This is a genomic window from Limnohabitans sp. TEGF005, from assembly GCF_055394835.1.
In genome coordinates, this window is the sequence record NZ_AP029226.1 from 2,823,207 (window position 1) to 2,844,943 (window position 21,737).

At 61.5% G+C, this 21,737-nt stretch carries 23 protein-coding genes; 8 read left to right on the top strand and 15 right to left on the bottom strand.

The features are described 5' to 3' along the window. Positions 1-55 precede the first annotated feature (55 nt). The 5 genes from ACZ5RG_RS14055 to senB form a co-directional block, all read right to left on the bottom strand. Positions 56-820, bottom strand: coding sequence for an ABC transporter substrate-binding protein (locus ACZ5RG_RS14055; RefSeq protein ID WP_464447384.1), 765 nt, complete (start codon positions 818-820; stop codon positions 56-58). A gap of 173 nt (positions 821-993) precedes the next feature. Further along, complete coding sequence (locus tag ACZ5RG_RS14060; protein ID WP_464448215.1) at positions 994-1,413, bottom strand: cupin domain-containing protein; 420 nt, start codon at positions 1,411-1,413, stop codon at positions 994-996. Further along, a complete protein-coding gene (locus tag ACZ5RG_RS14065; protein WP_464447385.1) occupies positions 1,304-1,672 on the bottom strand; it encodes a cupin domain-containing protein in 369 nt (122 codons plus the stop codon). Before ACZ5RG_RS14065 ends, ACZ5RG_RS14060 begins: the two co-directional genes overlap by 110 nt. 5 nt (positions 1,673-1,677) lie before the next feature. Then, complete coding sequence (gene selD / locus ACZ5RG_RS14070) at positions 1,678-4,044, bottom strand: selenide, water dikinase SelD (RefSeq protein ID WP_464447386.1); 2,367 nt, start codon at positions 4,042-4,044, stop codon at positions 1,678-1,680. Beyond that, positions 4,041-5,018, bottom strand: coding sequence for a selenoneine biosynthesis selenosugar synthase SenB (gene senB / locus ACZ5RG_RS14075; RefSeq protein WP_298599740.1), 978 nt, complete (start codon positions 5,016-5,018; stop codon positions 4,041-4,043). The genes selD and senB overlap by 4 nt, the downstream gene beginning before the upstream one ends. Positions 5,019-5,031: 13 nt before the next feature. Between senB and senA the strand changes: the two genes are divergently transcribed. Further along, positions 5,032-6,303 carry a selenoneine synthase SenA gene (gene senA / locus ACZ5RG_RS14080; RefSeq protein ID WP_464447387.1) on the top strand — a complete coding sequence of 424 codons (1,272 nt, stop codon included), beginning with the start codon at positions 5,032-5,034 and terminating at the stop codon, positions 6,301-6,303. Positions 6,304-6,310: 7 nt separating this feature from the next. Here the strand turns inward: senA and egtD are convergent, their stop codons facing one another. Beyond that, the gene (egtD, locus tag ACZ5RG_RS14085; RefSeq protein WP_464447388.1) at positions 6,311-7,279 is read right to left on the bottom strand and encodes an L-histidine N(alpha)-methyltransferase; all 969 of its coding nucleotides are present in this window, start codon (positions 7,277-7,279) and stop codon (positions 6,311-6,313) included. A 139-nt stretch (positions 7,280-7,418) separates the two neighbouring features. Here egtD and ACZ5RG_RS14090 point away from each other — a divergent pair, with 139 nt between their 5' ends. The 5 genes from ACZ5RG_RS14090 to ACZ5RG_RS14110 all read left to right on the top strand — a co-directional run bounded on the left by ACZ5RG_RS14090 (position 7,419) and on the right by ACZ5RG_RS14110 (position 12,052). Further along, positions 7,419-8,057 (top strand): TetR/AcrR family transcriptional regulator, encoded by a 639-nt coding sequence (locus tag ACZ5RG_RS14090; RefSeq protein WP_464447389.1) that lies wholly within the window; start codon positions 7,419-7,421, stop codon positions 8,055-8,057. Then, positions 8,054-9,262: an efflux RND transporter periplasmic adaptor subunit gene (locus ACZ5RG_RS14095; protein ID WP_464447390.1), complete on the top strand. Its 1,209-nt coding sequence runs from the start codon at positions 8,054-8,056 to the stop codon at positions 9,260-9,262. The genes ACZ5RG_RS14090 and ACZ5RG_RS14095 overlap by 4 nt, the downstream gene beginning before the upstream one ends. Then, positions 9,259-10,458, top strand: coding sequence for an ABC transporter permease (locus ACZ5RG_RS14100; protein ID WP_298599726.1), 1,200 nt, complete (start codon positions 9,259-9,261; stop codon positions 10,456-10,458). The genes ACZ5RG_RS14095 and ACZ5RG_RS14100 overlap by 4 nt, the downstream gene beginning before the upstream one ends. Before the next feature lie 13 nt (positions 10,459-10,471). Next, positions 10,472-11,188, top strand: coding sequence for an ABC transporter ATP-binding protein (locus ACZ5RG_RS14105; RefSeq protein ID WP_464447391.1), 717 nt, complete (start codon positions 10,472-10,474; stop codon positions 11,186-11,188). A 135-nt stretch (positions 11,189-11,323) separates the two neighbouring features. Further along, entirely contained in the window at positions 11,324-12,052 is a 729-nt protein-coding gene (locus ACZ5RG_RS14110; RefSeq protein WP_464447392.1) for a DUF4395 family protein, read from the top strand. A gap of 68 nt (positions 12,053-12,120) precedes the next feature. Here the strand turns inward: ACZ5RG_RS14110 and ACZ5RG_RS14115 are convergent, their stop codons facing one another. Genes ACZ5RG_RS14115 through ACZ5RG_RS14150 form a run of 8 tightly spaced genes read right to left on the bottom strand, consistent with a single transcriptional unit; the run spans position 12,121 to position 19,272 of the window. After that, positions 12,121-13,347 (bottom strand): MFS transporter, encoded by a 1,227-nt coding sequence (locus ACZ5RG_RS14115; protein WP_315236112.1) that lies wholly within the window; start codon positions 13,345-13,347, stop codon positions 12,121-12,123. Between the two features lie 36 nt (positions 13,348-13,383). Further along, positions 13,384-14,292 (bottom strand): ribokinase, encoded by a 909-nt coding sequence (locus ACZ5RG_RS14120; protein WP_464447393.1) that lies wholly within the window; start codon positions 14,290-14,292, stop codon positions 13,384-13,386. Then, entirely contained in the window at positions 14,292-15,599 is a 1,308-nt protein-coding gene (locus tag ACZ5RG_RS14125; RefSeq protein ID WP_464447394.1) for a TRAP transporter large permease, read from the bottom strand. Before ACZ5RG_RS14125 ends, ACZ5RG_RS14120 begins: the two co-directional genes overlap by 1 nt. Continuing rightward, positions 15,596-16,075: a TRAP transporter small permease gene (locus ACZ5RG_RS14130; RefSeq protein WP_298596414.1), complete on the bottom strand. Its 480-nt coding sequence runs from the start codon at positions 16,073-16,075 to the stop codon at positions 15,596-15,598. Before ACZ5RG_RS14130 ends, ACZ5RG_RS14125 begins: the two co-directional genes overlap by 4 nt. A gap of 2 nt (positions 16,076-16,077) precedes the next feature. Beyond that, positions 16,078-17,097, bottom strand: a complete 1,020-nt coding sequence (locus ACZ5RG_RS14135; protein ID WP_298596416.1) for a sialic acid TRAP transporter substrate-binding protein SiaP — start codon at positions 17,095-17,097, stop codon at positions 16,078-16,080. Positions 17,098-17,145: 48 nt separating this feature from the next. Further along, positions 17,146-18,078, bottom strand: coding sequence for a dihydrodipicolinate synthase family protein (locus tag ACZ5RG_RS14140; protein ID WP_298596418.1), 933 nt, complete (start codon positions 18,076-18,078; stop codon positions 17,146-17,148). Further along, entirely contained in the window at positions 18,075-18,827 is a 753-nt protein-coding gene (locus ACZ5RG_RS14145) for a GntR family transcriptional regulator (RefSeq protein ID WP_315236104.1), read from the bottom strand. Before ACZ5RG_RS14145 ends, ACZ5RG_RS14140 begins: the two co-directional genes overlap by 4 nt. Before the next feature lie 4 nt (positions 18,828-18,831). Then, complete coding sequence (locus tag ACZ5RG_RS14150) at positions 18,832-19,272, bottom strand: RbsD/FucU family protein (protein ID WP_019430021.1); 441 nt, start codon at positions 19,270-19,272, stop codon at positions 18,832-18,834. A gap of 134 nt (positions 19,273-19,406) precedes the next feature. Here ACZ5RG_RS14150 and ACZ5RG_RS14155 point away from each other — a divergent pair, with 134 nt between their 5' ends. Then, positions 19,407-20,426: an aldo/keto reductase gene (locus tag ACZ5RG_RS14155; RefSeq protein ID WP_464447395.1), complete on the top strand. Its 1,020-nt coding sequence runs from the start codon at positions 19,407-19,409 to the stop codon at positions 20,424-20,426. Continuing rightward, positions 20,423-21,259 (top strand): amidohydrolase family protein, encoded by an 837-nt coding sequence (locus ACZ5RG_RS14160; protein WP_464447396.1) that lies wholly within the window; start codon positions 20,423-20,425, stop codon positions 21,257-21,259. Before ACZ5RG_RS14155 ends, ACZ5RG_RS14160 begins: the two co-directional genes overlap by 4 nt. Positions 21,260-21,311: 52 nt before the next feature. Here ACZ5RG_RS14160 and ACZ5RG_RS14165 read toward each other — a convergent pair whose 3' ends face one another. Further along, entirely contained in the window at positions 21,312-21,671 is a 360-nt protein-coding gene (locus ACZ5RG_RS14165) for a hypothetical protein (RefSeq protein ID WP_298596427.1), read from the bottom strand. Positions 21,672-21,737 lie beyond the last annotated feature (66 nt).

The window sequence follows — 21,737 nt, forward strand, 5'->3', positions numbered from 1 at the left end:
TTGTGGATGGCGGAAAAGAAGTTCCGTCGCAATTTAGCACCGACCCGTGTCTTGTTCAGTCGTGTGCAGGATAGCCTGCTGGTGCCACCGAAGCCCCCTGAATGCCGTGCCGGACAAACGCCTCGGCCACCCAGCCTGAGCGTTTGACGTCTTCAACAAACGCATTCAGGTGTTCGCGGGCCTGCGCGCTGCGTTGGGCAGGCATGCCCATGGCCTGGTGGATGACCATGAAGCGACCGGGCAGCAAGCGCACGCCCGGCAGGCGTTGGGCATCGGCTTGCAGTTGTTGTTTGACGCCTGCGGCCACTTCGAGTTGCTGGGCCATGAAGACATCGACCACAGCGGGCGAACTGGGCGCGCGCACGATGGGGGCATGTTTCAGGTGACGCGTCAAAAACAGGTCATAGGCGCTGCCTGCGCCCACGGTGACGCGGTTGCCTGCTTGGTCGACTTGCTCGTTGCTTTGAAGCGGTGAGTCGCTTCGCACCATATAGGCGCCTTCGATATCGACATAGGGTGGCGAAAAATGCAGGCCTTCGCCGCGCACCGGGTCGATGGCAAAAAAGCCGATGTCGGCCTCGTCTGCGCGCACACACTGCACCGATTCATCGGCTTTTTTGAAGATACGCCACGCAATGCCCACACCCAACTGGTCGGCCAATATGCGTGACAGATCAGCGGAGATACCGGAGGGCTCGCCCGTAGCGTCGAGCTTGGCCAACACCGGGTTACCCAAGTTGATGGCCACACGCAAAACGCCGTGAGGCGCGACAAGAGGGGCGGCCAAAGATGACAAAGACGGGGCAAATGAAGTGCTCATGGGGTTCCCAAAATGGACAAGTCAACAAAGCGCCATTTTAAAAACCCGTGCCGTGCAAGCGGCTTACAAGCGCCGGTGATCTTGGCGCTGCAACGCAACACGAAGCAGCTCACGCAGCGAGGCACGCGTGATGTCCGCAGACAGCGGCTCGTGGCGGGTGTGGGGTTTCGTGTTCACACCAAGTGCCCGGTCTTCACCAGAATCAAACAGCCTTCGCGGCTGAAAGGCTGGTGCTGGCTCATGTGTGGGCTGCGCAGCCAGCTGCCTGCAGGGTAGTCGCCGTGCTCGTCCGAAAAAACGCCTTCGACCACCAAGATCTCTTCGCCGCCCCAATGCCGGTGCGGGTTGAAAAACGTCTGCGGGGCCCAACGCACCAAGGCGGTGTTTTGGCTCTCAAAGGTGCCCAGCGGCAACACCTGCAAGCCATCCACCATGCCTTGATGCCATGCACTGCGGCGCGTGTCGATGACCACGCGTTCGTCATCACGCGGGTCCAGATGGCGCAGCTTGACGAACAAGGTGCAACCATCGGGTGAGGACGGCGCGTGCGATGTGCCCACCGGGTTCTTGATGTAGGTGCCGGGGCCGTACACCCCATGCTCGTCGTGCAGACGTGCCTTCGAGCACCAGAATTTCTTCGCCCCCACCGTGTGTGTGGGCGGCAAAGGCCGAACCCGGTGCGTAGCGCACGATGGACGTGGCCCGCGCCACTTCGCCGCCATCGCGTTCAAGCAAACGACGCGAGACGCCCGAAGCGGGTGAATCCACCCAATCGAGCGAGGGGCTGTGAATGACGCAGCGCTGGGTCAGGTCGGCGTTGAGCGTGGTGCTTGCAACAGGGGTTGTGTTCATGGTGTTCAGGTTTTCAACAGCACGGGCTCGATGGCTTCGCCTTGTGCGGTGATGCACCCGATGACAGCGGTGTGCGTGTAGCCCGCTGCCTGCAAGGCCTGCACACAGGCGGCCGCTTGCGCTGCAGGCACGCTGGCCAACAGACCGCCTGCGGTTTGCGGGTCAAACAGCAGGGGGTAGCGTGGGTCGTTGATGAATTCATCGGCGTTGCGCAGAGCGCGGCGCAGCCGCACATTGGCCGGCTGCAAAGAGCTGACAATGCCCGCCTGAACGCAATCCACCGCGCCGTCCAGCAGGGGCAGCGTGCTCAGTTGCAGTTCGGCATCCACGCCGGACGGACGGGTCATCTCGACCAGGTGACCCAGCAGGCCGAAGCCGGTCAGGTCGGTGCAGGCGGTGGCGCCATGCGTGCGCAAAATCTGCGCGCCCGCTTGGTTGGACTGCTGCATCGACTGCAGTGCCGCAGCGATCCAACGGCCCTTGGCGGCATGGCGCGCGTGCGCAGCAAACAGCGTGCCGGTGCCCATGGGCTTGGTCAAGAGCAGCACATCGCCAGGCTGCATGCCACCCTTGCGCATCACGCCCGTCATGTTTTCGTCGATCAGGCCGTTGATGGCAAAGCCCAGGGCCAGCTCTGCGCCCTCGCCCGTGTGGCCGCCCACCAGGGCGCAGCCTGCGGCGTTCAGCACTTCGATCGCGCCGCCCATCATTTGTGTGAGCAAGTCCTCGACTTTGCTTTCCAGGCCAGGCGGCACGGTGACCACGGCGGTGGCCGTTTGTGGCTCGGCACCCATGGCAAAAATATCGCCCAAAGCATGGTTGGCCGCCACCTTGCCAAACAGATAGGGGTCGTCGATGAAGGCCCGGAAAAAGTCCACCGTCTGCACCACGGCCATGCCCGGCGGCACGCGCACCACGGCCGCGTCATCTGGCGAATGCAAACCGATCAGCACATCAGGCCGCTCGACTGGCTGCAAGCTGCCCAAAGCGCGAGACAAAATATTGGCACCCACTTTGGCGCCGCAACCGCCGCAGCGCATGGCAATGGCCGAGATGGCTTGCAAGGACTCTTCAGCGGTCAGCGTCAAGCGGGTTGTGGGCGCTTGGCCTTTGGCCCGGATGTCTTTGAGCAACTGGCCCATGGCCCGCAGGGCCTCGCGCAGGTTGGCACCGGGTTGCAGCGCAGCGCGGGCATTCACCATGTCGGGCAACTCGGTGAAGCGGCGCATGAATTGGCGGTCGATCCGGTCTTTCCAGCGCCACACCCAATCGCCTGCAAAACCGAGAGGGCCGCGCGATGCCACCGCGTGGCGGTTGCCCGTCGAAATCAAGGCCAGCCAATGGCGCTGCGGTTGGTAAGCCACACACTTTTGACCACGCAGACTGCGTCGCAAATTGTCGGCCAGAGGCTTGGCCATGCGCACCGCAAACACACCGGCTTTTTCCAGCGGGCGCTCTGCAAACGAGGCGATGTCTCCCGCCGCGAACACCAGCGGGTCGTTCAGGGATTGCAACTGTGGATGGACGAGGATGAAGCCTTTGTCATCGAGTGCAAGGCCCGTGCTTTGCAGCCAGGCGGGGCCACCGGCCTGCGTGACCCACATGGTTTCGTCGGCATCGAAAGTGCGGCCATCGCGTGTGTGCAGACAGCCGGGCGAGATCTGCACCACCTCGGCCTGGTTGTAGACCTCGACGTTGCGCGCTTGCAGCACCTGGACAAAGCGCTTGCGCACGCCCGGGTTGTGCGTGGGCAAGATCGTCTCGCCCGAGGTCAGCAGCACAAACTTCAAATCTTCGGGGCTGCGCCCCAGCGCCTTGAATTCGTTGCGCAAACGGTATTGCATGGACAGCAGCAGCTCCACCCCGCCCGCGCCACCACCCACCACCGCGATCGTCATGCGGCCCCGGTGCATCGGCCACTGGCGAGCTTTGTCCAGCAGCGCCAGCCAGCGCTGGTTGAACTGTGCAATCGGCTTGACCGGCACCACCAGCGTTTGCGCACCTTCAACCTGTTGCACCTGGGGGGTCGAACCGATGTTGATCGACAACAGGTCGTAAGCCACGGCGGGTCGGTTCTTGCAAATCACTTTCTGGTTTTTGCGGTCGATGCTCACCACCGCATCGTGGTACAGGCGTGCCCCGGCAAAGGCACACAGGCGGCCCAGATCGATGTGCACCTCGTCAAAGCTGTAGTGGCCAGAAATGTAGCCCGGCAACATGCCGGAGTAAGGCGTGTCAATGTCGGTGCAGATCACGGTGATGCGCACGCCGGGTTCGGGCTTCATGGCAAACATGCGCAGCACGCCCACATGGCTGTGGCCGCCGCCGACCAGCACCAGGTCGCGCAGCACGGGTTGATCTAAGGGTTTCATCGAGTTGTCCAGAGGTCTTGCACCCAACGGTACAAGGCGGCGCGTTCGGCCTGGGGTTCAAACAAGGGTGCGCGCAAGGCGCACTGATGGCCCAAGTGTGCCACCAGGCCCGCGCTGCTTTGTTGATCCCGGCAAGCCAGCAACAAATCGGCCAGGCCTTGTGCGTCGCCAGTCTCAAAAATGCCCGCATAGTCCTCGCCCAGCAAGCCCAAATTGCCGTCGATGCGCGAGGCCAACACGGGCGTGCCGCTGCAAATCGCTTCCATCAGCACATGCGCGCCGCCTTCCATGCGGCTGGTGTGCACCAGCAGGTGGGCACGCTGGATGCGTTGCAGGGTTTGGGCGTGCGACAAAGCGCCCAACCAGCGGTATTGCGGGCACTGGGCTTGTGTGGCTTGCGCAGCCTGGCCCAACGCAGGGTCCAGCGCTGCGCCGATGTGGTCGATGAACACGCCGCTGCCTTGGGGCAACAAGCGCGCAGCCGCCATGAGGGTGAGCGGGTCTTTTTCTTCACGCAAATGCCCCACCATCACCACGCGCAAATGGCGTGCGGTTTTGGGCAAGGTCTGGCGCGTGCCAGTGGACTGGAAGATCACGCGGGCCTTGGCTTGGTGTGCGTGCGGCAAGCTTGCGATGCCCAGCCCTTGCAGCACCACCAGTGACTGCGCCAGGGCCAAGGAACGCTGGGCCATTGGGTCATGCGCGATGTCGCGGTAAAGATCGGTGCCCGTGAGCACCACACCCAGGCCGCGCTTGCCGTGCCGTGCGTGCCAAGCCTCAACCGAATCGGCCGAGCGACGGGCATGCAAGGCCAGCATCACATCGTCGTCTTCGGCTTGCGCATCGGGCCACTGCCGCACGATGCGGGCAAAATGCCCCGACAACATTTGTTGCCAGCGACGCGCGGTTTGCCAGTTGCCGTTGTTGGCGTCGGCCAAAGCGGGACTGACAATGACCACACGAAGTTTTTGCATGGGCGGTTTATACATGAATGACAGTACCGGGGCAGTGGCAGGGCCGAGCCCTTCAGGCATGGCTTTGGGCCGTTCTTTTGGCGGCTGCCTGGGTCCTGTGCACAGTGCGGTGCGCACCGCTGGACTTGAGGCTTTGGCCCAGGCCCTGAAAACCAGCCGTACCCGCACCCTGGGCTTGATGCAGGCTTGGCAAATGGCCTTGCCTGATTTGTCAGTGCCCCCCTTGCCCAGCATGAACCCACCGCTGTGGGAATGGGGCCACATCGCCTGGTTTCAGGAGTGGTGGACGGTGCGCAACCGCCAGCGCCACCTGGGCACGCACAGTGCCCTTAGCGGCGCTGTGTTTGATGCATCGCACTGGCCCAATGCCGATGCGCTTTTCAACTCCAGCGAAGTCGCACATGACAGCCGCTGGACTCTGGCGCTGCCAGACCTGGCCGAGACGCAGGCTTATTTAGCGCAGACACTGCAGCGCAGTCTGGACCACTTGCAGGCCTTGCACGACGCCGGGCGGGCCACGAGCGATGACGACTTGTATTTTTGGCGCTTGGTGCTGCAACACGAAGACATGCACAACGAAGCCTCGGTCTACATGGCGCAAGACTTGGGGCTGGCTTTGCCACACACGCTTTGCTGGCGTGAAGGTGCGGCGATTCATGCGGGCACCCAAGAAAGCGCCATGGGGCTGAATGGGTCCATCCAGGTGCCTGCACAAGTTCACACCTTGGGCCACTCGGGGCCGGGTTTCGCCTTTGACAACGAACGCCAGGCCCACCCTGTCACGGTTGCTGCGTTCGAGATTGACGCAGCGGCCGTCAGCTGGGCACGTTACCTGCCTTTTGTGCAAGACACAGGCCACGCACTGCCGCCCCATGTGCGGTTTGCGTGCGGCGAGCAAGAGACTTGGCAAGTGCGGCAGTTTGGCCAATGGCAAGCCCTGGATCTGCAGGCTCCGGCGGTGCACCTGAACGCGCTCGACGCCCAGGCGTGGTGCCAATGGGCTGGCCGGCGCTTGCCGACCGAGGCCGAATGGGAATGTGCCGCGCAGCAACCCCGTTTTGCGTGGGGCCAAGTGTGGGAATGGACGGCCAGCAATTTCTTGCCATACCCTGGGTTTGAGGTGCACCCCTACCGCGATTATTCAGAGCCCTGGTGGCATGGCCACCGCGTGCTGCGCGGGGCCTGCGCCGCCACCTCGGTGCATGTGGTGGATGTACGCTACCGCAACTTCTTTGTGCCCGACCGGCGCGATATTTTTGCGGGCTTTCGCTCGGTGGCGGTCTAAAGCGCCATCAAGCGGCTGCCCACAGCACCGCAAATCGTTGGGCCGGATCGGTCCAGACACGGGTCGAAGCAAAGCCTGCGGACAACAACAAGGCCTCAAAGCCAGGCACCCTCCATTTGCAGGCGTTTTCGGTGTGGATGGTCTCGCCCTGCGCAAACAAGCGCTCGCCGCCCGGCCATTGCACCCGCACCGTTTGGCGCGCCTGCAAGTGCATTTCCACACGCGATTGGTCGGCATTGAAACGTGACAGGTGCCGCCAGTCGCGCACCGAAAAGTCGCTGCCCACCAAGCGGTTGATGTGCAGCAGCAAGTTCAGGTCAAAGGCCGCCGTCACGCCCAACATGTCGTCGTAGGCGGCTTCCAGCTCGGCCGCGTCCTTGATCAAGTCCACCCCGATCAGCAAACCGCTGCCTGTCGCCGTGCCGCAAGCTCGGTGCAGACTTTGCAAAAAGTCCAAGGCTTGCTCGGGCGTGAAGTTGCCGATGCTGGAGCCGGGGTAAAACAGCACACGCGGCTGAGCAGGGGCCAGCGCCAGTGCCTCTGGTAATTCAAGGCCGCCCGAAAAATCGGTCCCCAAGCCCGCCATGCGCAGGCCGGGGTGCTGACGCTGCAGACTGTCTAAGGCTTGTCGTACAAAGTCCACCGAAATGTCCACCGCCACATAACGTCCGGCCTGCATGGGGCCCAGCAGGCGCCCGGCTTTTTCGCAATTGCCCGCACCCAGGTCGATCCAGCAAGCGCCTGACGGCAAATGCTTTGCCATGTCGGCGCTGTGCAGACGCATCAGCTGAGCTTCGGTACGGGTCAGGTCGTATTCGGGCAGTTCGGTGATGGCCTCGAACAAACGCGAACCCAGCGCGTCGTAAAGGTATTTAGGGGATGTAAAGGCCTGCGGGGCACTCAGGCCCAGCAAGAGTTCTTGTGCCACGGCAGTGGCGTTGTGCTGGTACAGCTGGATAAATTGTGGCTCGGACATGCGGCAGATGTTAGTGCAGCCACCAACGTGTGTGCTTGTTTGAGTGCGCAACCCTCAAAACCAAGAGCTTGCGCCAACGCAAACAGAAATGTAAACAGGGTGTGCTAAAGTAATTAAGCAATTACTTAATTAAATAAACATGCCATCCCAAACCAAGCAAAAAACCGAAGACCGGCAGCTGGCCTTGGTGGCGGCGGCTTTGCAACTGGCCGCCCAAAAAAGCCCGGCACAGATCACCACCGGCGCGTTGGCGGCGGCGGTGGGCATCACCCAAGGGGCGGTTTTCAAGCACTTTGAGAGCAAAGAGGCCATCTGGCTGGCCGTGATGCAGTGGGTGCATGCGGAGTTGATGACGCAGCTGCAAGCCGCAGCACAAGCACCCCTCGACCAAGGCCAGACCTTGGCGGCCATGCGGGCTGTGTTCATGGCGCATGTGCAATTTGTGCAGGCTCAGCCGGGCGTGCCTCGGCTGGTCTTTCAGGAACTGCAACACCCGCAGCCCTCACCCCTCAAGGCCAGTGTGCAGCAGCTCATGGTGAATTACCGCCAATTGGTGCACGGTTTGCTGTTGCAGGCGCAAGCACGCAAGCAGTTGGCAAAAAACATGGATCTGAACGCCGCCACGGTGCTGTTTGTCGGGGCCATTCAGGGCTTGGTCATGCAGGCCCTGATGGCCGGGCACTTGAGCGATATCGCCGAACAGGCGACCACGGTTTATGACATTTACGAGCAGGGCCTGGTGCAGCCCATGCCCTCATCGACAAGGACAAAAGCATGAACTGGACAGTGCAAAACAAACGGCGTTGGCTCACGGGCGGGGCCGCATTGGCGGTGTTGGCCATCATCGGCTTGGTGGCTTTTCGGATCGGGCCTTTGGCACCCAACCGCGTCACTGTCGCAACCGTCAAGAGCGAGCGCATCACGCCCGCCGTGTTTGGCATTGGCAGTGTCGAGGCACGCCAAAGCTGGTTGATAGGGCCGATGACGGCGGGGCGTGTTTTGCGCGTGCTGGTGGATGTGGGCGACAAGGTCAAGGCGGGCCAGTGGCTGGCCGAGATGGACCCGATCGATCTGGAGCAACGCCAAAAAGCACAAGAGGCCGCCATGGCCAAGGCCGTCAGCGTGCAAGCCGCGGCCAGGGCACAAGTGGCCGATGCACAGGCCAGGCGCGAGCTGGCCCAGTCGAGCTGGCGACGGCAGCAAGACCTGGCTAGCCAGAACTTCATCAGTGCCACCGCTTTGGAAGCGCAGCAGCAAGCTTGGCGATCGGCCGAGGCGGCGCTGCAAGTGGCCCAAGCCAACGCCCAGGCCGCCGCGCAGGACATGGCCCGGGTACAAGCCGAAAGTGCGGGGGTGGCATTTCAGCGCCAGAGCATTCGCATGCTGGCCCCAGCCGACGCCGTGGTCACCAGCCGCGATGCCGAAGCGGGCAGCACCGTGGTGGCCGGTCAGCCCGTGCTCAAGCTGGTCAACCCGCAAAGCCTATGGGTGCGCATGCGCGTGGACCAAGGCCGCTCGGCAGGCCTGGCAACGGGTCTGGCTGCACGCATCGTGGTGCGGTCTCAACCGCAACAAGTTTGGTCTGGCGTGGTGGAGCGGGTGGAGTGGCAGGCCGACAGCGTGACCGAAGAGCGCATTGCCCAAGTGGGCTTCCGCCTCGAAGCCGGGCAAGTGCAACCGGCTGTGTCGATGGGGGAAATGGCCGAAGTGACGCTTGACTTGCCGGCCAGCGCCGAAGGCCCCGTGGTGCCACAAGCCAGCATGCAAAAACACCAAGGCCAAACAGGGGTGTGGCGACTGTCGGCCAGCGGCGCTGTTGAATTTGCACCCGTGCAATGGGGCGCGGTCAGCCTGGACGGCCATGTGCAAGCCCTTACCGGCTTGAAGGCGCAGGACCGGGTGGTCGTTTACAGCGAAAAACCCCTGCAACCGGGTGCGCGGGTCCGGGTGGTCGAGGCCTTGGTGGGTCAGTCAAAGCCATGATCAGCCTGGCCGCCCGCGACATCCAGCACAGCTGGGCCAAATTCATCCTCACGGGGGTGGGCCTGGGTTTGCTGATCGGCGTGACCTTGACCATGGCCGGTGTGTTCAGGGGCATGGTGGACGATGCGCAAGCGCTGTTGAACAACAGCGGCGCCGATCTTTGGGTGGTACAAAAAGACACCCAAGGCCCTTACGCGGAATCGTCCAGCCTCAAAGACGATGTGGTGCGAAGCATCCGGGGCATGCCCGGCGTGGCGCAGGCGGCCAACATCACATACTTCACCATGCAGGTGCAAACCGCCGGGCGCGAAACGCGGGCCATGGTGGTGGGCGTGGAGCCTGGTGCGGGCGGCTTGCCGGGACAACCGGGGCACCTGTTGGCGGGCCGCCACCTCACGCGCAGCCACTACGAGGCGGTGGCCGACATCAAAACCGGCTTGGCCATAGGCGACCGGGTACAGATTCGCCGCCACAGCTACGAGGTGGTGGGCCTGACGCAGCGCATGGTTTCTTCGGGCGGTGACCCGATGGTTTTTATTCCCCTGAAAGACGCGCAAGAAGCGCAGTTTCTCAAGGACAACGACGCCATCGTGAACGACCGCATTCGCACGGCGGCCAACCCAGGCTTTAACCGGCCCGGCGTGCCGGGCCTGCTGGAAGCGGTGCAAAACCTCCAGACCAGCAGCCGCAACGTGAACGCGGTGCTGGTCCAAACGCAAGCAGGCTGGGGTGCCGAGCAAGTGGCCGAGCCCATCCGACGCTGGAAGCATCTGACGGTCTTCACCCGCAACGGGATGGAAGAAATTTTGGTGCAAAAACTGATCGCCACCTCAGCCCGCCAAATCGGCATGTTCCTGGTCATCCTGGCGGTGGTGAGCGCGGCCATTGTGGCGTTCATCATTTACACCATGACGCTGGGCAAAATCCGAGAAATCGCGGTGCTCAAGCTCATCGGCACGCGCAACATCACCATCGCCAGCATGATCTTGCAGCAGGCGCTGGGCTTGGGCGTGATCGGTTTTGTGGTCGGCAAAGTGGCCGCCACCTTGTGGGCACCGGTATTCCCTAAATTTGTTTTGCTGCTCACACAAGATGCGGTGTTGGGTTTTGTGGCCACGCTGGTCATTTGCGCATTGGCCAGCACCCTGGCCATCCGGGTGGCGTTGCAGGTCGATCCTGCACAGGCCATCAGTTAAGCAAGGAATTGGCATGAGCACATCTCAAGGCGGCATCCTGATCGAGAACCTGCGCAAAGTTTATGGCCATGGCGACACCGCCGTAGAGGCCCTTAAAAATGTCAATATGCAGGTGGCACCGGGCGAGGTGGTGGGCCTGGTTGGGCCGTCCGGCTCGGGCAAGAGCACCTTGCTCAAATGCCTCGGAGCCATCATCGAGCCCACCTCGGGTCGCATGACCTTGGGCAAGGAAATCATCTACGACAACGGGTGGAAAACCCCCGACTTGCGCGCCCTGCGCCGCGACCGCATTGGTTTTGTGTTTCAGGCCCCCTACCTGATTCCGTTCCTCGACGTGACCGACAACGTGGCCTTGCTGCCTATGCTGGCGGGTGTGCCCAACGCGCAGGCACGGCAGCAGGCGCTGACCTTGCTGCATTCGCTGGATGTGGCACACCGGGCCAAGGCGCAACCGTCTGAGCTGTCGGGCGGTGAACAGCAGCGGGTGTCGATTGCCCGCGCCCTGGCCAACAAGCCCCCGGTGATCTTGGCTGACGAGCCCACCGCGCCCTTGGACAGTGAACGTGCATTGGGCGTGATGCGCATTTTGAACAACATGGCCCGTCAGGCACAGACCGCCATCATCGTGGTCACCCACGATGAAAAAATCATCCCGACCTTTCGGCGGATTTACCACATCCGCGATGGGCAGACGGTGGAAGAGGCCGGCGAAGGGCGTGCGCTGGAATGACGAACGCTCGCCGCCAGTGTGGCCAAAAAATGGTGGGTGCCAACGCCACAAAAGCCCGCTTTGTTCGCATAATGACCGCTTTATAAGCGCACTCTGATATTCATCAGACCTCGCACAGTGCCAAGGAGATGCCCCATGAATACCGCAACCGTTTCTGCAGCCGCCGCAGTCAGCCCGCCAGACACCCGTTATGTGTGGTTCCGCAGCCGCGATGATGTGCAGCCGTATTTGAACGAAACGGCCGTGCGCATCCGTGCAGGCATCATGTTGGCCATTCCGATTTACATGGCCTTTACCTTGGTCGATGTGGTGTTTGGTGGGCGTTGGAACGTCACAGGCGATGTCATCACCGACACGTTTGAGACCGATTTTGATGGCCGGATTCTGTACATGGTGGAAGCGGTGCGACGCACCTACGATTACACGGTGCAGACCTGGTTTTTGTTCTATGCCCTGTTCGAGATGCTGGCGGGCATGAGCGTCAAGACCTCTTACCTTTCCCCCACAATATGGTTGTCTACCTGGCTGGCCCGGCGTTCGCCTGCGGTCTGGAAGCCATTGGCCCCCAAGCGTTTTGCATGGGGCATCGGGGCCAGCATGATCTCGCTGTGCCTGGTGTTTTTTCACCCCGAAAAATTTGCCGCTGCGGTCAACACCGTGACCACTTTGCCGCTGCTGCCCACCACCGAGCAGTATTTGCCGCGCTGGTTGCCCTTGCTGATGGTTTGGGTGTGCTTGGGCTTCATGTGGCTGGAGGCTATTTTGGGCTTTTGCGTGGGCTGCAAACTGCACGCGCTTTTCGTCAAGCTGGGCTGGCTGCAAGAAGAGTGTGAAGAGTGCAACAACCTGAACTTGCATGCCTGAACTTGCGTGCCGAAAGGCTTGACGACAGGCCATCAGGCGCGGACTCAATGCTTTTTAAATGCCACGTTTCAATCACGCGTTTCTAGGGCTTGTCGTTGCGCAGCCCACAGCGCTGCCGTGCTCAGCACGCTGGCCAACAGCAGCCAACCCAGCGCCACACGGTAGCCTGTGGCCGGTGACCACAGCAAACCCACAGTCAAGGGTGCGGCGGCGCGGGCCAGCGCGATCGGCATGCCCAGCAAACCGTTGAGTTGACCGACATGGTCACGGCTCACGTACTGCGCCAAGGCGGTGCCCTTGACGATGGTGATCATGCCGTTGCCCAAACCGAACAGCAGCACAAACACCAAGGCCCCCAAAGGGTGAAAGCCGCCCAGCAACAGCGCCAGCAAACCCAAGGGAATAAAGCCCGGAATCCAGCGGTTGGCGGTGTGCACGTCCCAGTGGCGTTCAAACACAAACAACACCAAGCGCCCGACCACCTGGATCACGCCAATGGCTGCGGGCACGGCAATCACCCAGGTCGGTGACAAACCCGCCTCTTGCAACAAAGCGATCATGTGCGCGGGCAAGGCCGAAGTCACCGACATCATCAGCACCATGAACAGGGCCAGCAGCCAAAACGGCGCACGTCGCAGGTGTTCGCGCACCGACACCGGAGGCACCAGGTCAGCAGAGGTGTGGGCGTGCTTCAGGCGGCTTGGCGAGCGCGGTGCGCCACGCAACAACCCAGCGTGCAAGGGCAAACACACTGCAAACTGCAGCACCGCCAAAGCCCACAGCGCATGCCGCCAGCCCCACAAGTCCATCCACCAGGCAAACAGCGGGATGAACACCGTGCTGGCCAGTCCGCCCAAAAAAGTCAATGTGATGATGGCGCGGCGAAAGTCTTGTGGAAAACGGCGTGTGACCACCGCAAATGCCGGGGTGTAAAGCGTGGCCGCCAGACCCAAGCCCAGCCAGATCCAGGCGGCATAAAACCCCGCAATGGATTGCACAAAGCTGTGCCCCAGCAAACCCAAACCCACCCAAACCGAGCCCACGCTCATCACCCAGCGCTCATGCCCTGCGTCAATCCAGCGGCCCACCAGATAAGCCATCAAGCCCTCGGCCAGCAGCGCTAAGCTGAAGGCCAGCGACGACTCGGCCCGGCTCATGCCCAGCTCGGCCTCCAGCGGTGCCATGAGCAGCGAGAAGGTATAAAAAACACTGCCCCAGGTGATGAGCTGGGGCAGGGACAGCCAGAAACTGAAGGCCCCAGGGGCATTGGGAGAAGGCGGGCGAAAAAAACGCATCAACGCATTATCGCGGCACCCTTTTGAGCACCGCCTTTAGCCAGAATGCAGCCACGCCTGAACTTGGGAACGTGCAGGCATGGCCGTCACCGCACCCTGTGCTTGTGTAGACAACGCTGCTGCCGCATTGGCCCATCGCAAGGCCTGAGGCCAAGGGCTTTGCTGCGCCAATTGCGCAGCCAAAGTACCCGTGAAGGTGTCGCCTGCACCAATGGTATCCACCACTTGCATGGCATGACCGGGCACCCACAAGGGCACGGCGTCGGGGCGGAACAGGGCACAGCCCCGTTCACCCAGCGTGACCACCAGCGCGCCCACGCCGCGTTGCAACAGACGCAGTGCCGCAGTCTCGATGTCTGGTGCATCGGCCAGCATCAGCAACTCGCCTTCGTTGGGGGTGAGCACATCGACCAAAGGCCACAGGGCATCGGGCAAGGGCGTGGCCGGTGCCGGGTTTAAAAGCGTCAACACGCCATGCGCGCGGGCGATTTCAAATGCCGCGAGTGTGGCCGCCAACGGGACTTCGCACGAGGCCATGACCACCCGCGCATGGGCCAGCATGCCCGTAGCCGCCTGCACATGGGTGGCGGTCAGGCCAGCACCTGCACCGGGGTAAACGGCAATCGAGTTGTCACCATCTTCGTACACCAAGATCAGTGCGGTGCCGTTGGTTTCGCCTGCGCCGCGCAGCACATGCTGGCTGTCAATGCTTTCACGGGCCCAAAGGTCCAGGCCCATCTGCCCAAAATCGTCACCGCCAATGCGCGCGATCAGGCCCACCTGTGCGCCCTGGCGCGCAGCGGCTATTGCCGCGTTACTGCCCTTGCCGCCTGGCAGGCGATCAAACGCCTGCGCCATGCGGGTTTGGCCACGTTCAAGCGGTTGAGGAATGTGGGCAATCAGGTCCACATTCCAGCTGGCCACGCAAACGACGTCAACGGCCATCAGGTGGCTCCTGGCGTGCCGTAACCCATGGTGCGCGGCAACCACAACACAATTTCGGGGAAGATGGTCATGGCCACCAACAGGCCCAGCAGCATGACCAAGAACATCCAACCTTCGCGCATCATGTCGCCAATCGGGATGCCGGTCAGCGCCTTGGTCACAAACAGCAGCATGCCAAAAGGCGGGTGGATCAAGCCGATCATCATGTTCAGCACGACCAACACGCCAAAGTGCACCAAGTCCACCCCCAGCAGTTTGGCCGCAGGCAACAGCATGGGCACAAACACCAGCAGCAGCACCGACACATCGAGAAAGCAACCCAAAATCAGGAACAAGGCGTTGACCATGAACAAAAACTGCAGGCGGCTCAGGTGCAAGTTGTCGACCCATGCGGCCATGGCCTGAGGCACGCCTTCGGAGGTGAAGGCGTAGTTCAACATGAACGAGCCTGCCAGGATGATGGTGATCACTGCACTGGAGCGGGTCGATTCGAGCACCACGCCCCAAAATGCCTTCCAGCTCAAAGCGCGAAAAACGAAGGCCGCCAACACCAAGGCATGCAAGGCCGCCACGGCAGCGGCTTCGGTCGGGGTAAAGGCCCCCGAATAAATGCCGCCCAACAAGACAATGGGCATGGACAAAGGCAAAGCGCCACGAAACAAGATGGCAGGCCATTCCTTGAATGGAATCGGTTCTTCACGCGGCATGTTGCGTTTGCACGCGATGTAATGCACCACACTCATCATCAAGATGGTCATGCACACACCAGGCACCACGCCGCCCAAAAACAAGGCACCGACCGAAGCGCCGGAGACCAAGGCATAAATCACCATCGGGATGGATGGCGGAATGATCGGCCCCAGCGTGGCGCTGGCGACCACCACCGCACCGGCAAAGCCGGGCGTGTATTCGGGCTTTTTGAGCATTTGCTTGATGGTGACCAAGCCCGGCCCTGCGGCGTCGGCAATGGCACTGCCGCTCATGCCTGAAAAAATCACGCTGACCAAAATATCCACTTGCGCCAAGCCACCGCGCATGCGGCCCACCAGGATGCGGCAAAAGTCAAAAATACGCTCACTCACCGTGCCCGCGTTCATGATGTTGGCGGCAAACACAAACAGCGGCACCGCCAACAGCACGTAACTGTTGTACAGACCGTTGCTCACCTGCTCGGCCACCAGACCCAGGTCTTGCCCCTTGACCAACAGATAGGCCACACCCGCCATGAGCATTGAAAACCCGATCGGCATGCGCAGCAGCATGCCGATCACCACCACGCCCACAAGGGCCCACAAAGCCAAAGTCATGTCGGAAGTCCTTGGGCTTCAAGGCCCTGTCCTTTGATGGCTTGCCAGATGCCAAAGGCACTGCGCAACACCAGCGCCACCAGCAGCAGTACAAACGGTAAAAACACCCACTGAAACGAGATGTCCAGCACAGGCGATGACTCACGCGCCATGAAGTGCACATAGTCCCAGCTGGCAGGAATGGCCACCAAGGCCAAGCCGCCGATCATGAGGTTGCCCACGATGCGCATGACACGGCGGGTGCCCACACTGGCGCTGTTCCAAAGCAGATCAAACACCACCTGCTCCCGCTCAGGCACCATGAAGGCCGCAGCCCACAAGATGGCCCAGAGGTAGAGGATCACAGCCAGCTCGTCAGACCACGGCAGCGGCTTGTTAAAGCCGAAGCGGGCCGTGATCTGCACCAAAAAGGTCAGGAACAGGCAGAGGAAAACAAGGCCGCCGAACGTGTCGGCAGCTTTTTTGAACCAGCGCATGTTCAGCGGGTGTTGTTGATGCGCTCAAGCATGCCTGCGGGCCAGACCTTGGCGTAATCCGACTTGGCATAGGTGTCCTGCACCGACTTGCGGAAAGCCTCCAGATCGGGCGTGGTCACCTGCAAACCTTGCTGCTTGAAGAAGTCCACGATCTGGGCTTCTTCCTTGATGCGGTTCTCGTTGTTGAACTGGGCAGCAGCTTGCGCAGCAGCCTTGACGTTTTGCTTTTGCGCAGGCGTCAGGGCATTCCAGGTTTTGTTCGAGATCGCAATGAAGATGCTGTCCACCAGGTGGTTGGTCAGCACCAGTTGCTTGGTCACTTCATAGAACTTGGCGGCGCGCACTGTCGGCAGTGGGTTGTCTTGACCGTCGATGGTTCCGGTTTTCAGGCCCAGATACACCTCGCCAAAAGCCAGCGGTGTGGCGGTTGCGCCCAGGGCTTCACCCAAGAACAACCATTCTTTGGTGCCAGGCATGCGCAATTTGATGCCTTTGAGGTCGGCAGGCGTTTTGACGTTGCGCGCTTCGCGCAAGTTGACCTGGCGGGTGCCCAGATAGGCGGTGGACAACACGGTCACGTCCATTTTTTCAGAGACGGATTTGAACAAGCCTTCACCAATGGGGCCGTTGAACACCTTTTGCTGGTGGGCCGGATCGCGCACCACATAACCGGCGGTGAAGATCGAAAACTCGGGCACCAGTTTGGCCATGTCGAAAGCTGAGATGGCCGACAGTTCCAGGTTGCCACGGGCCATGGCGGCCGGTTCGGTGCCTTGCTTGAACAAGGAGGCATTCAGGTTGATCTGAGTGTCGAACTGGTTGGGCGAGGATTTGTCGAGCGCGTCCTTGAACACCGTCCACATCTTGGCGTGCCAGTCGTCGGGCACTGCGGGCGTAGAAATGCGCATCGGAATTTTGGCTTGTGCCAAGGCTTGCGTGCTCATGCCGAGCATGCTGCCAATGGCCAGAGCCGAAACGCTGGCGGCCAACAGGCCGCGACGCAGGGTGGATGTGTTTTTCATGCTTGTCTCCTGGAGTTGTGGTGGGTGAAAGGAAAAGTGTGAAACGGCTTATTCGCGCGTGCGGTCAATGCTGAACTGCTGCACTTGTTGGGCAAAGGCCGCATGGGCCTCGGGCGTCATGGCCACCAGTGGTGCGCGCACGCGCAACCAGCTAGGGTCGTTGTGCAAGGTGGCCATGACGCTTTTGAGGGCAGGCATCAGCGAATGAGGTTTGAGTAAGTCAAGAATGGTTTGCACGCGCTGTGCATCGTGTGCCGTGCCGGGGGCAGTGGATTCCAGCACCATGCGGTGCACGATGCGCGGCATGAAGTTGGCCAATCCGCTGATGGCGCCTGTGCTGCCCAGCGGTCCCATGGTGGGCAAATCAGGTTCAAAACCCACATACACCGTGAGCGGCGGCATGAAGGCTTGGGCGAGTGCAACCGAGTGCGTCCGGTCGCAGCTGCTGTCCTTGATGCCCGCGATGATGCCGGGGTAGCGCTTGAGCAATTCAGCGATCACGCCGTGCGACAGGTTCACGCCGATGACCTGCGGAATGTGATACAGGTACAGGCGCCAGTCTTTTCTGTTGACGCCCTCGATGATCTGCACATAGCCGTTCAGGATGCCTTCGTCGCTGATGCCCTTGAAAAAGAAGGGCGGCAGCACCAGGCAGCCGTGCACGCCCAAATCCACCGCGTGGCGGGTGAGTTCGAGGGTTTCGGTCACGGCAGCGCAGCTGGTGGAGACCATGATGCGTTCGGCGGGAACGCCGTTGGCGATCAGTTGTTCAACGGCTTGCTTGCGCTCTTGGAACGAGAACGAGGGGCCTTCGCCCGTGGTGCCAAAAATGGTCACGCCACCACAGCCTGCGCCAATCAGCGACAGCGCGTGTGCGGCCAGTTTGGGGTGATCGATGTTCAGTTGTGCATCGAGTGGCGTGAGCATCGCGGGCCAGATGCCCTGAAAACCATTGCGGCTGTTGGTGAGCGAGTGTGTCAAGAGAACTCCGTGAGGGTGGTGATAGAAGTCACTGATGTGGAAGGCGAGGGGCTGTCCAGACGGGCAAGTGTTGAGAGCACGCGGCGGTCCTGACCCAGCACCCGCTGGTGGGCACTGTGGATGTGGAAGGCCACATGCTCGGCCACCGCCAAAGGGTCACGCAATTTCAGCGCAGCGATCAGGTTCAGGTGCTCCTGCATGGCCGGCAGCAAAACTTCGGCCGACAAGGTCGAGCGCTCCAGATGAATCAATCGCACACGCAGGCTGTTGATGCGGTAGGTCTGCGAAATCAGGTCGTTGCCCAGTGTGTCGATCATCAGGTCGTGCAAGCCCCAATCCACCGAGGTGGCTTCGGTCAACAGTTCATCGGTAATGGGTCCTTGCACGGCACGCTGCACGATGCTCAGATGCGCTTGTTCGATGCTGGCCAGCTCCGCGTCGCTGACCGCCTGCACAAAATGCAGCGCGGCTTCGCGCTCCAGCATGCTGCGCAACTGGAAGGCGTTGTGGATCAGCTTAAGGTCCACATGCGCAATTTGCAGGCCGCGTTGCGGCACGGTGCGCAGCAGCCCTTCGGCCTCCAGGCGCGGGATCAGCTCGCGTACCGCGCCCAGCGGCATGTCGAGCAATTGCATCAGCTCTCGCTGCGAGACAAACTGGCCCGGCTGCACATTGGCCTGCAAGATCTGCTGGCGGAAATTTTCATAAGCGCGGGCGCGCAAAGACTGGGGGTTGGGCGAGATGGCCATGGTGTCAGTCGGTCGAGACCACGCCCTTGCGCAGCATGATGTTGGCGTATTTGCGCAAGTCGCCAGTTTGAACCACCAAGCGGGCCGCGCTCGCCTGGTCGTAAAACGCAAAACGCTCCAGGCTGCCCGGTGCGGCTTCGCCCGCTTCTTGCAGGGCTTGCCTGAATTCGGCCACCGGCGTGGGCACCGCTTGCGCATCGCCGACCACCTGCATGGTCCAGGCGCAGGGGCTGTCAAAGCTGTCCAGTGGCAACACGCTGAGCACGGCCTGCAAAACCTGCGTGGTGGTCAAACCCGGTAACTGCACCAGCCGCGCGTGGGCTTGCTCGGCAATGCGGTCGGCCGGAAAGTTGGCATCGACCAGCACCACGTCGTCGCCATGGCCCAGTTTGGCCAGGCCATACAGCAGCTCTGGGGTCAGGAGGGGTGAGATGTTTTTTAGCATGACTGACTAACATGTTAGCGATGATTAAAAAGAACGGCCCCCGTGATTACCCGTGTTTTGGCGTTTTGCCCACAGCACTGGTCAGCGGGTTCTTTGCCCTCTACGATGGCCGCCATGTCCAGTGATCACCATTTATGAAAACACCTGCTTTTTTGCCTTGCACCGACGGCGCGCGCCTGGGATTGGGCGGCGCACCGCTGGGCAATCTTTTTGAAGCCATGGACGATGCGCAAGCACGCGCCGTGGTCGATGCCGCCTGGGCCGACGGCTGCCGCAGCTTTGACACCGCACCGCATTACGGTCACGGCCTGTCGGAGCGGCGTCTGGGCGATGCCTTGCGCGGCCATCCCCGCAACACCTGGCGGCTGTCCAGCAAGGTAGGGCGTTTGCTCACGCCGCAGGCCCAGGTGCCACGCGAGCAACACAGCTATGTGAACACCCTGCCCTTTATTCAGCATTGGGATTTTTCGGCCAGCGGCGTTCGCCGCAGTGTCGAGGACAGCCTTCAGCGCCTGGGCCTGGCCCAGCTTGATGCGGTCTACATCCATGACATCGATGCCGCGACGCATGGCCCCGGCGCTGCCAGTGTGCTGCGCCAGGTGTTAAACGAAACCTTGCCCGAGCTGACCAGGCTCAAACAAGCGGGTTTGATCAGCCACATCGGCCTGGGTGTGAATGACCACCAGATCGTCGAGCAGGTGCTGCGCCACGCCGATCTGGATGTGCTCATGCTCGCGGGCCGCTACACCTTGCTCGACCAGACGGCCTTGCCCACGCTCATGCCGCAATTGGTCAAACGGCAAGTGGCGCTGGCGCTGGGCGGGGTGTTCAACTCCGGCATCCTGGCCACGCGCGTGTCGGCGGATCGGCCCATGACCTTCAACTATGCCCCCGCCGCAAAAGCCTGGGTCGACAAGGCTTTGGGCATGCAGGCCGTGTGCGACCAACATGGTGTGAGTTTGCCAGCTGCCGCCTTGCAGTTCGCCCTGGCGCACCCGGCAACGCAAATCGTCATGCTGGGTGTGCGCAGTGCCGCTCAGTGGCAAGCGGCCCGGCAAGTCGATCGTGAAGTGATTCCGTCCGATTTTTGGCAGCAATTGCGCCACGAAGGCTTGATTCCCGCCGAGGCGCCGATCCCGGGAGAGGCGGCATGATTGACGCGCACTTTCACTGCTGGCAATTGTCGCGGGCCGACTACGGCTGGCTCACGCCCGATCTGACACCGATTTACCGCGATGTGGCGGTGGCCGACTGGCAGCAACAAGCCGAGGCTTGGGGCGTGGGCGGTGGCATCGTGGTGCAAGCCGCACCCACAGCACAAGAAACGCAGTTTTTGTTGCAACAAGCGCGGACCAACCCAACGGTGCTCGGCGTGGTCGGCTGGATCGACATGCTGGCCCCGGACGCGGCACAGCAGCTTGCGCATTGCGCTGAACAGCCCATGCTCAAGGGCCTGCGCCCCATGTTGCAAGACCTGAGCGATCCCGACTGGATCCTGCAGCCTGCTGTCCAACCCTTGTTGTCGGCCATGGCGCGCTGCGGTCTGGTGTTCGACGCCTTGATCAAAACTGTTCACATCCCGCGCATCCTGGCGCTCACCCAAGCCCACCCGGATTTGACCGTGGTGGTGGACCATGGTGCCAAGCCAGTGATCGATACAGCGGCAATGGATGACTGGGCTCAGGCAATGACACAGCTGGCACGCGAGACAGATCCGGCCAAAGTGGTTTGCAAAATGTCGGGCTTATGGACCGAAGCCCCGGCGGGGCAGCCGGTGGAGGTGGTGCGCCCCTGGTGCGAAGCGCTGCTGACCATCTGGGGGCCGCAGCGACTGCTCTGGGGCAGCGACTGGCCTGTGCTGGAGCTGGCTGGCAGCTACGCCGCCTGGCGAGAGCTGTCATTGAGCGTCTTGGCCCACTTGCCTGAACAAGAAAAAAACGCTGTTTTAGGTGGCAATGCGCGCCGCATTTACCGACTTGAAGGGTGACGTTTTTATCTTGGAGTCGGGCTGTTGAACAGCCGTGTTTTGTCCGTGACCTTTAACGCACCGGATAAACCAATTGCCAGCCTTCAGGGCAATAAGACGTGTTCGGATAAAACTGCCCGACGGAGCTGCAAAAGTAACTGCCGCCTGCGGGTTGGGGTGGCGGCAAGTAGGTGACGGGAGGCGTCACATAAGTCACCTGCGGCGCTGGTGTGTAGCTGGGCTGGCTGGCAGCAGCGCTGATGGCCGCGCCTGCAATGCCCAAAACGATCAGCGGGCCCAGCCAGTCAGACGAGCGCTGTTGGTAGACGACGGAAGGGCGTTGATGATGGCCATGGGGGCCACCAGCCAGTGCCTGCGTGCTCACGGCACCCAGCGAAAGCGCCATCACCAAAGTACCGATCATTTTTTTCATCAAAAACCTCATAACGGACAAAGTCCACCTTTAACGCCATCTTGCCGTCAAAGTTGACAATGCTTC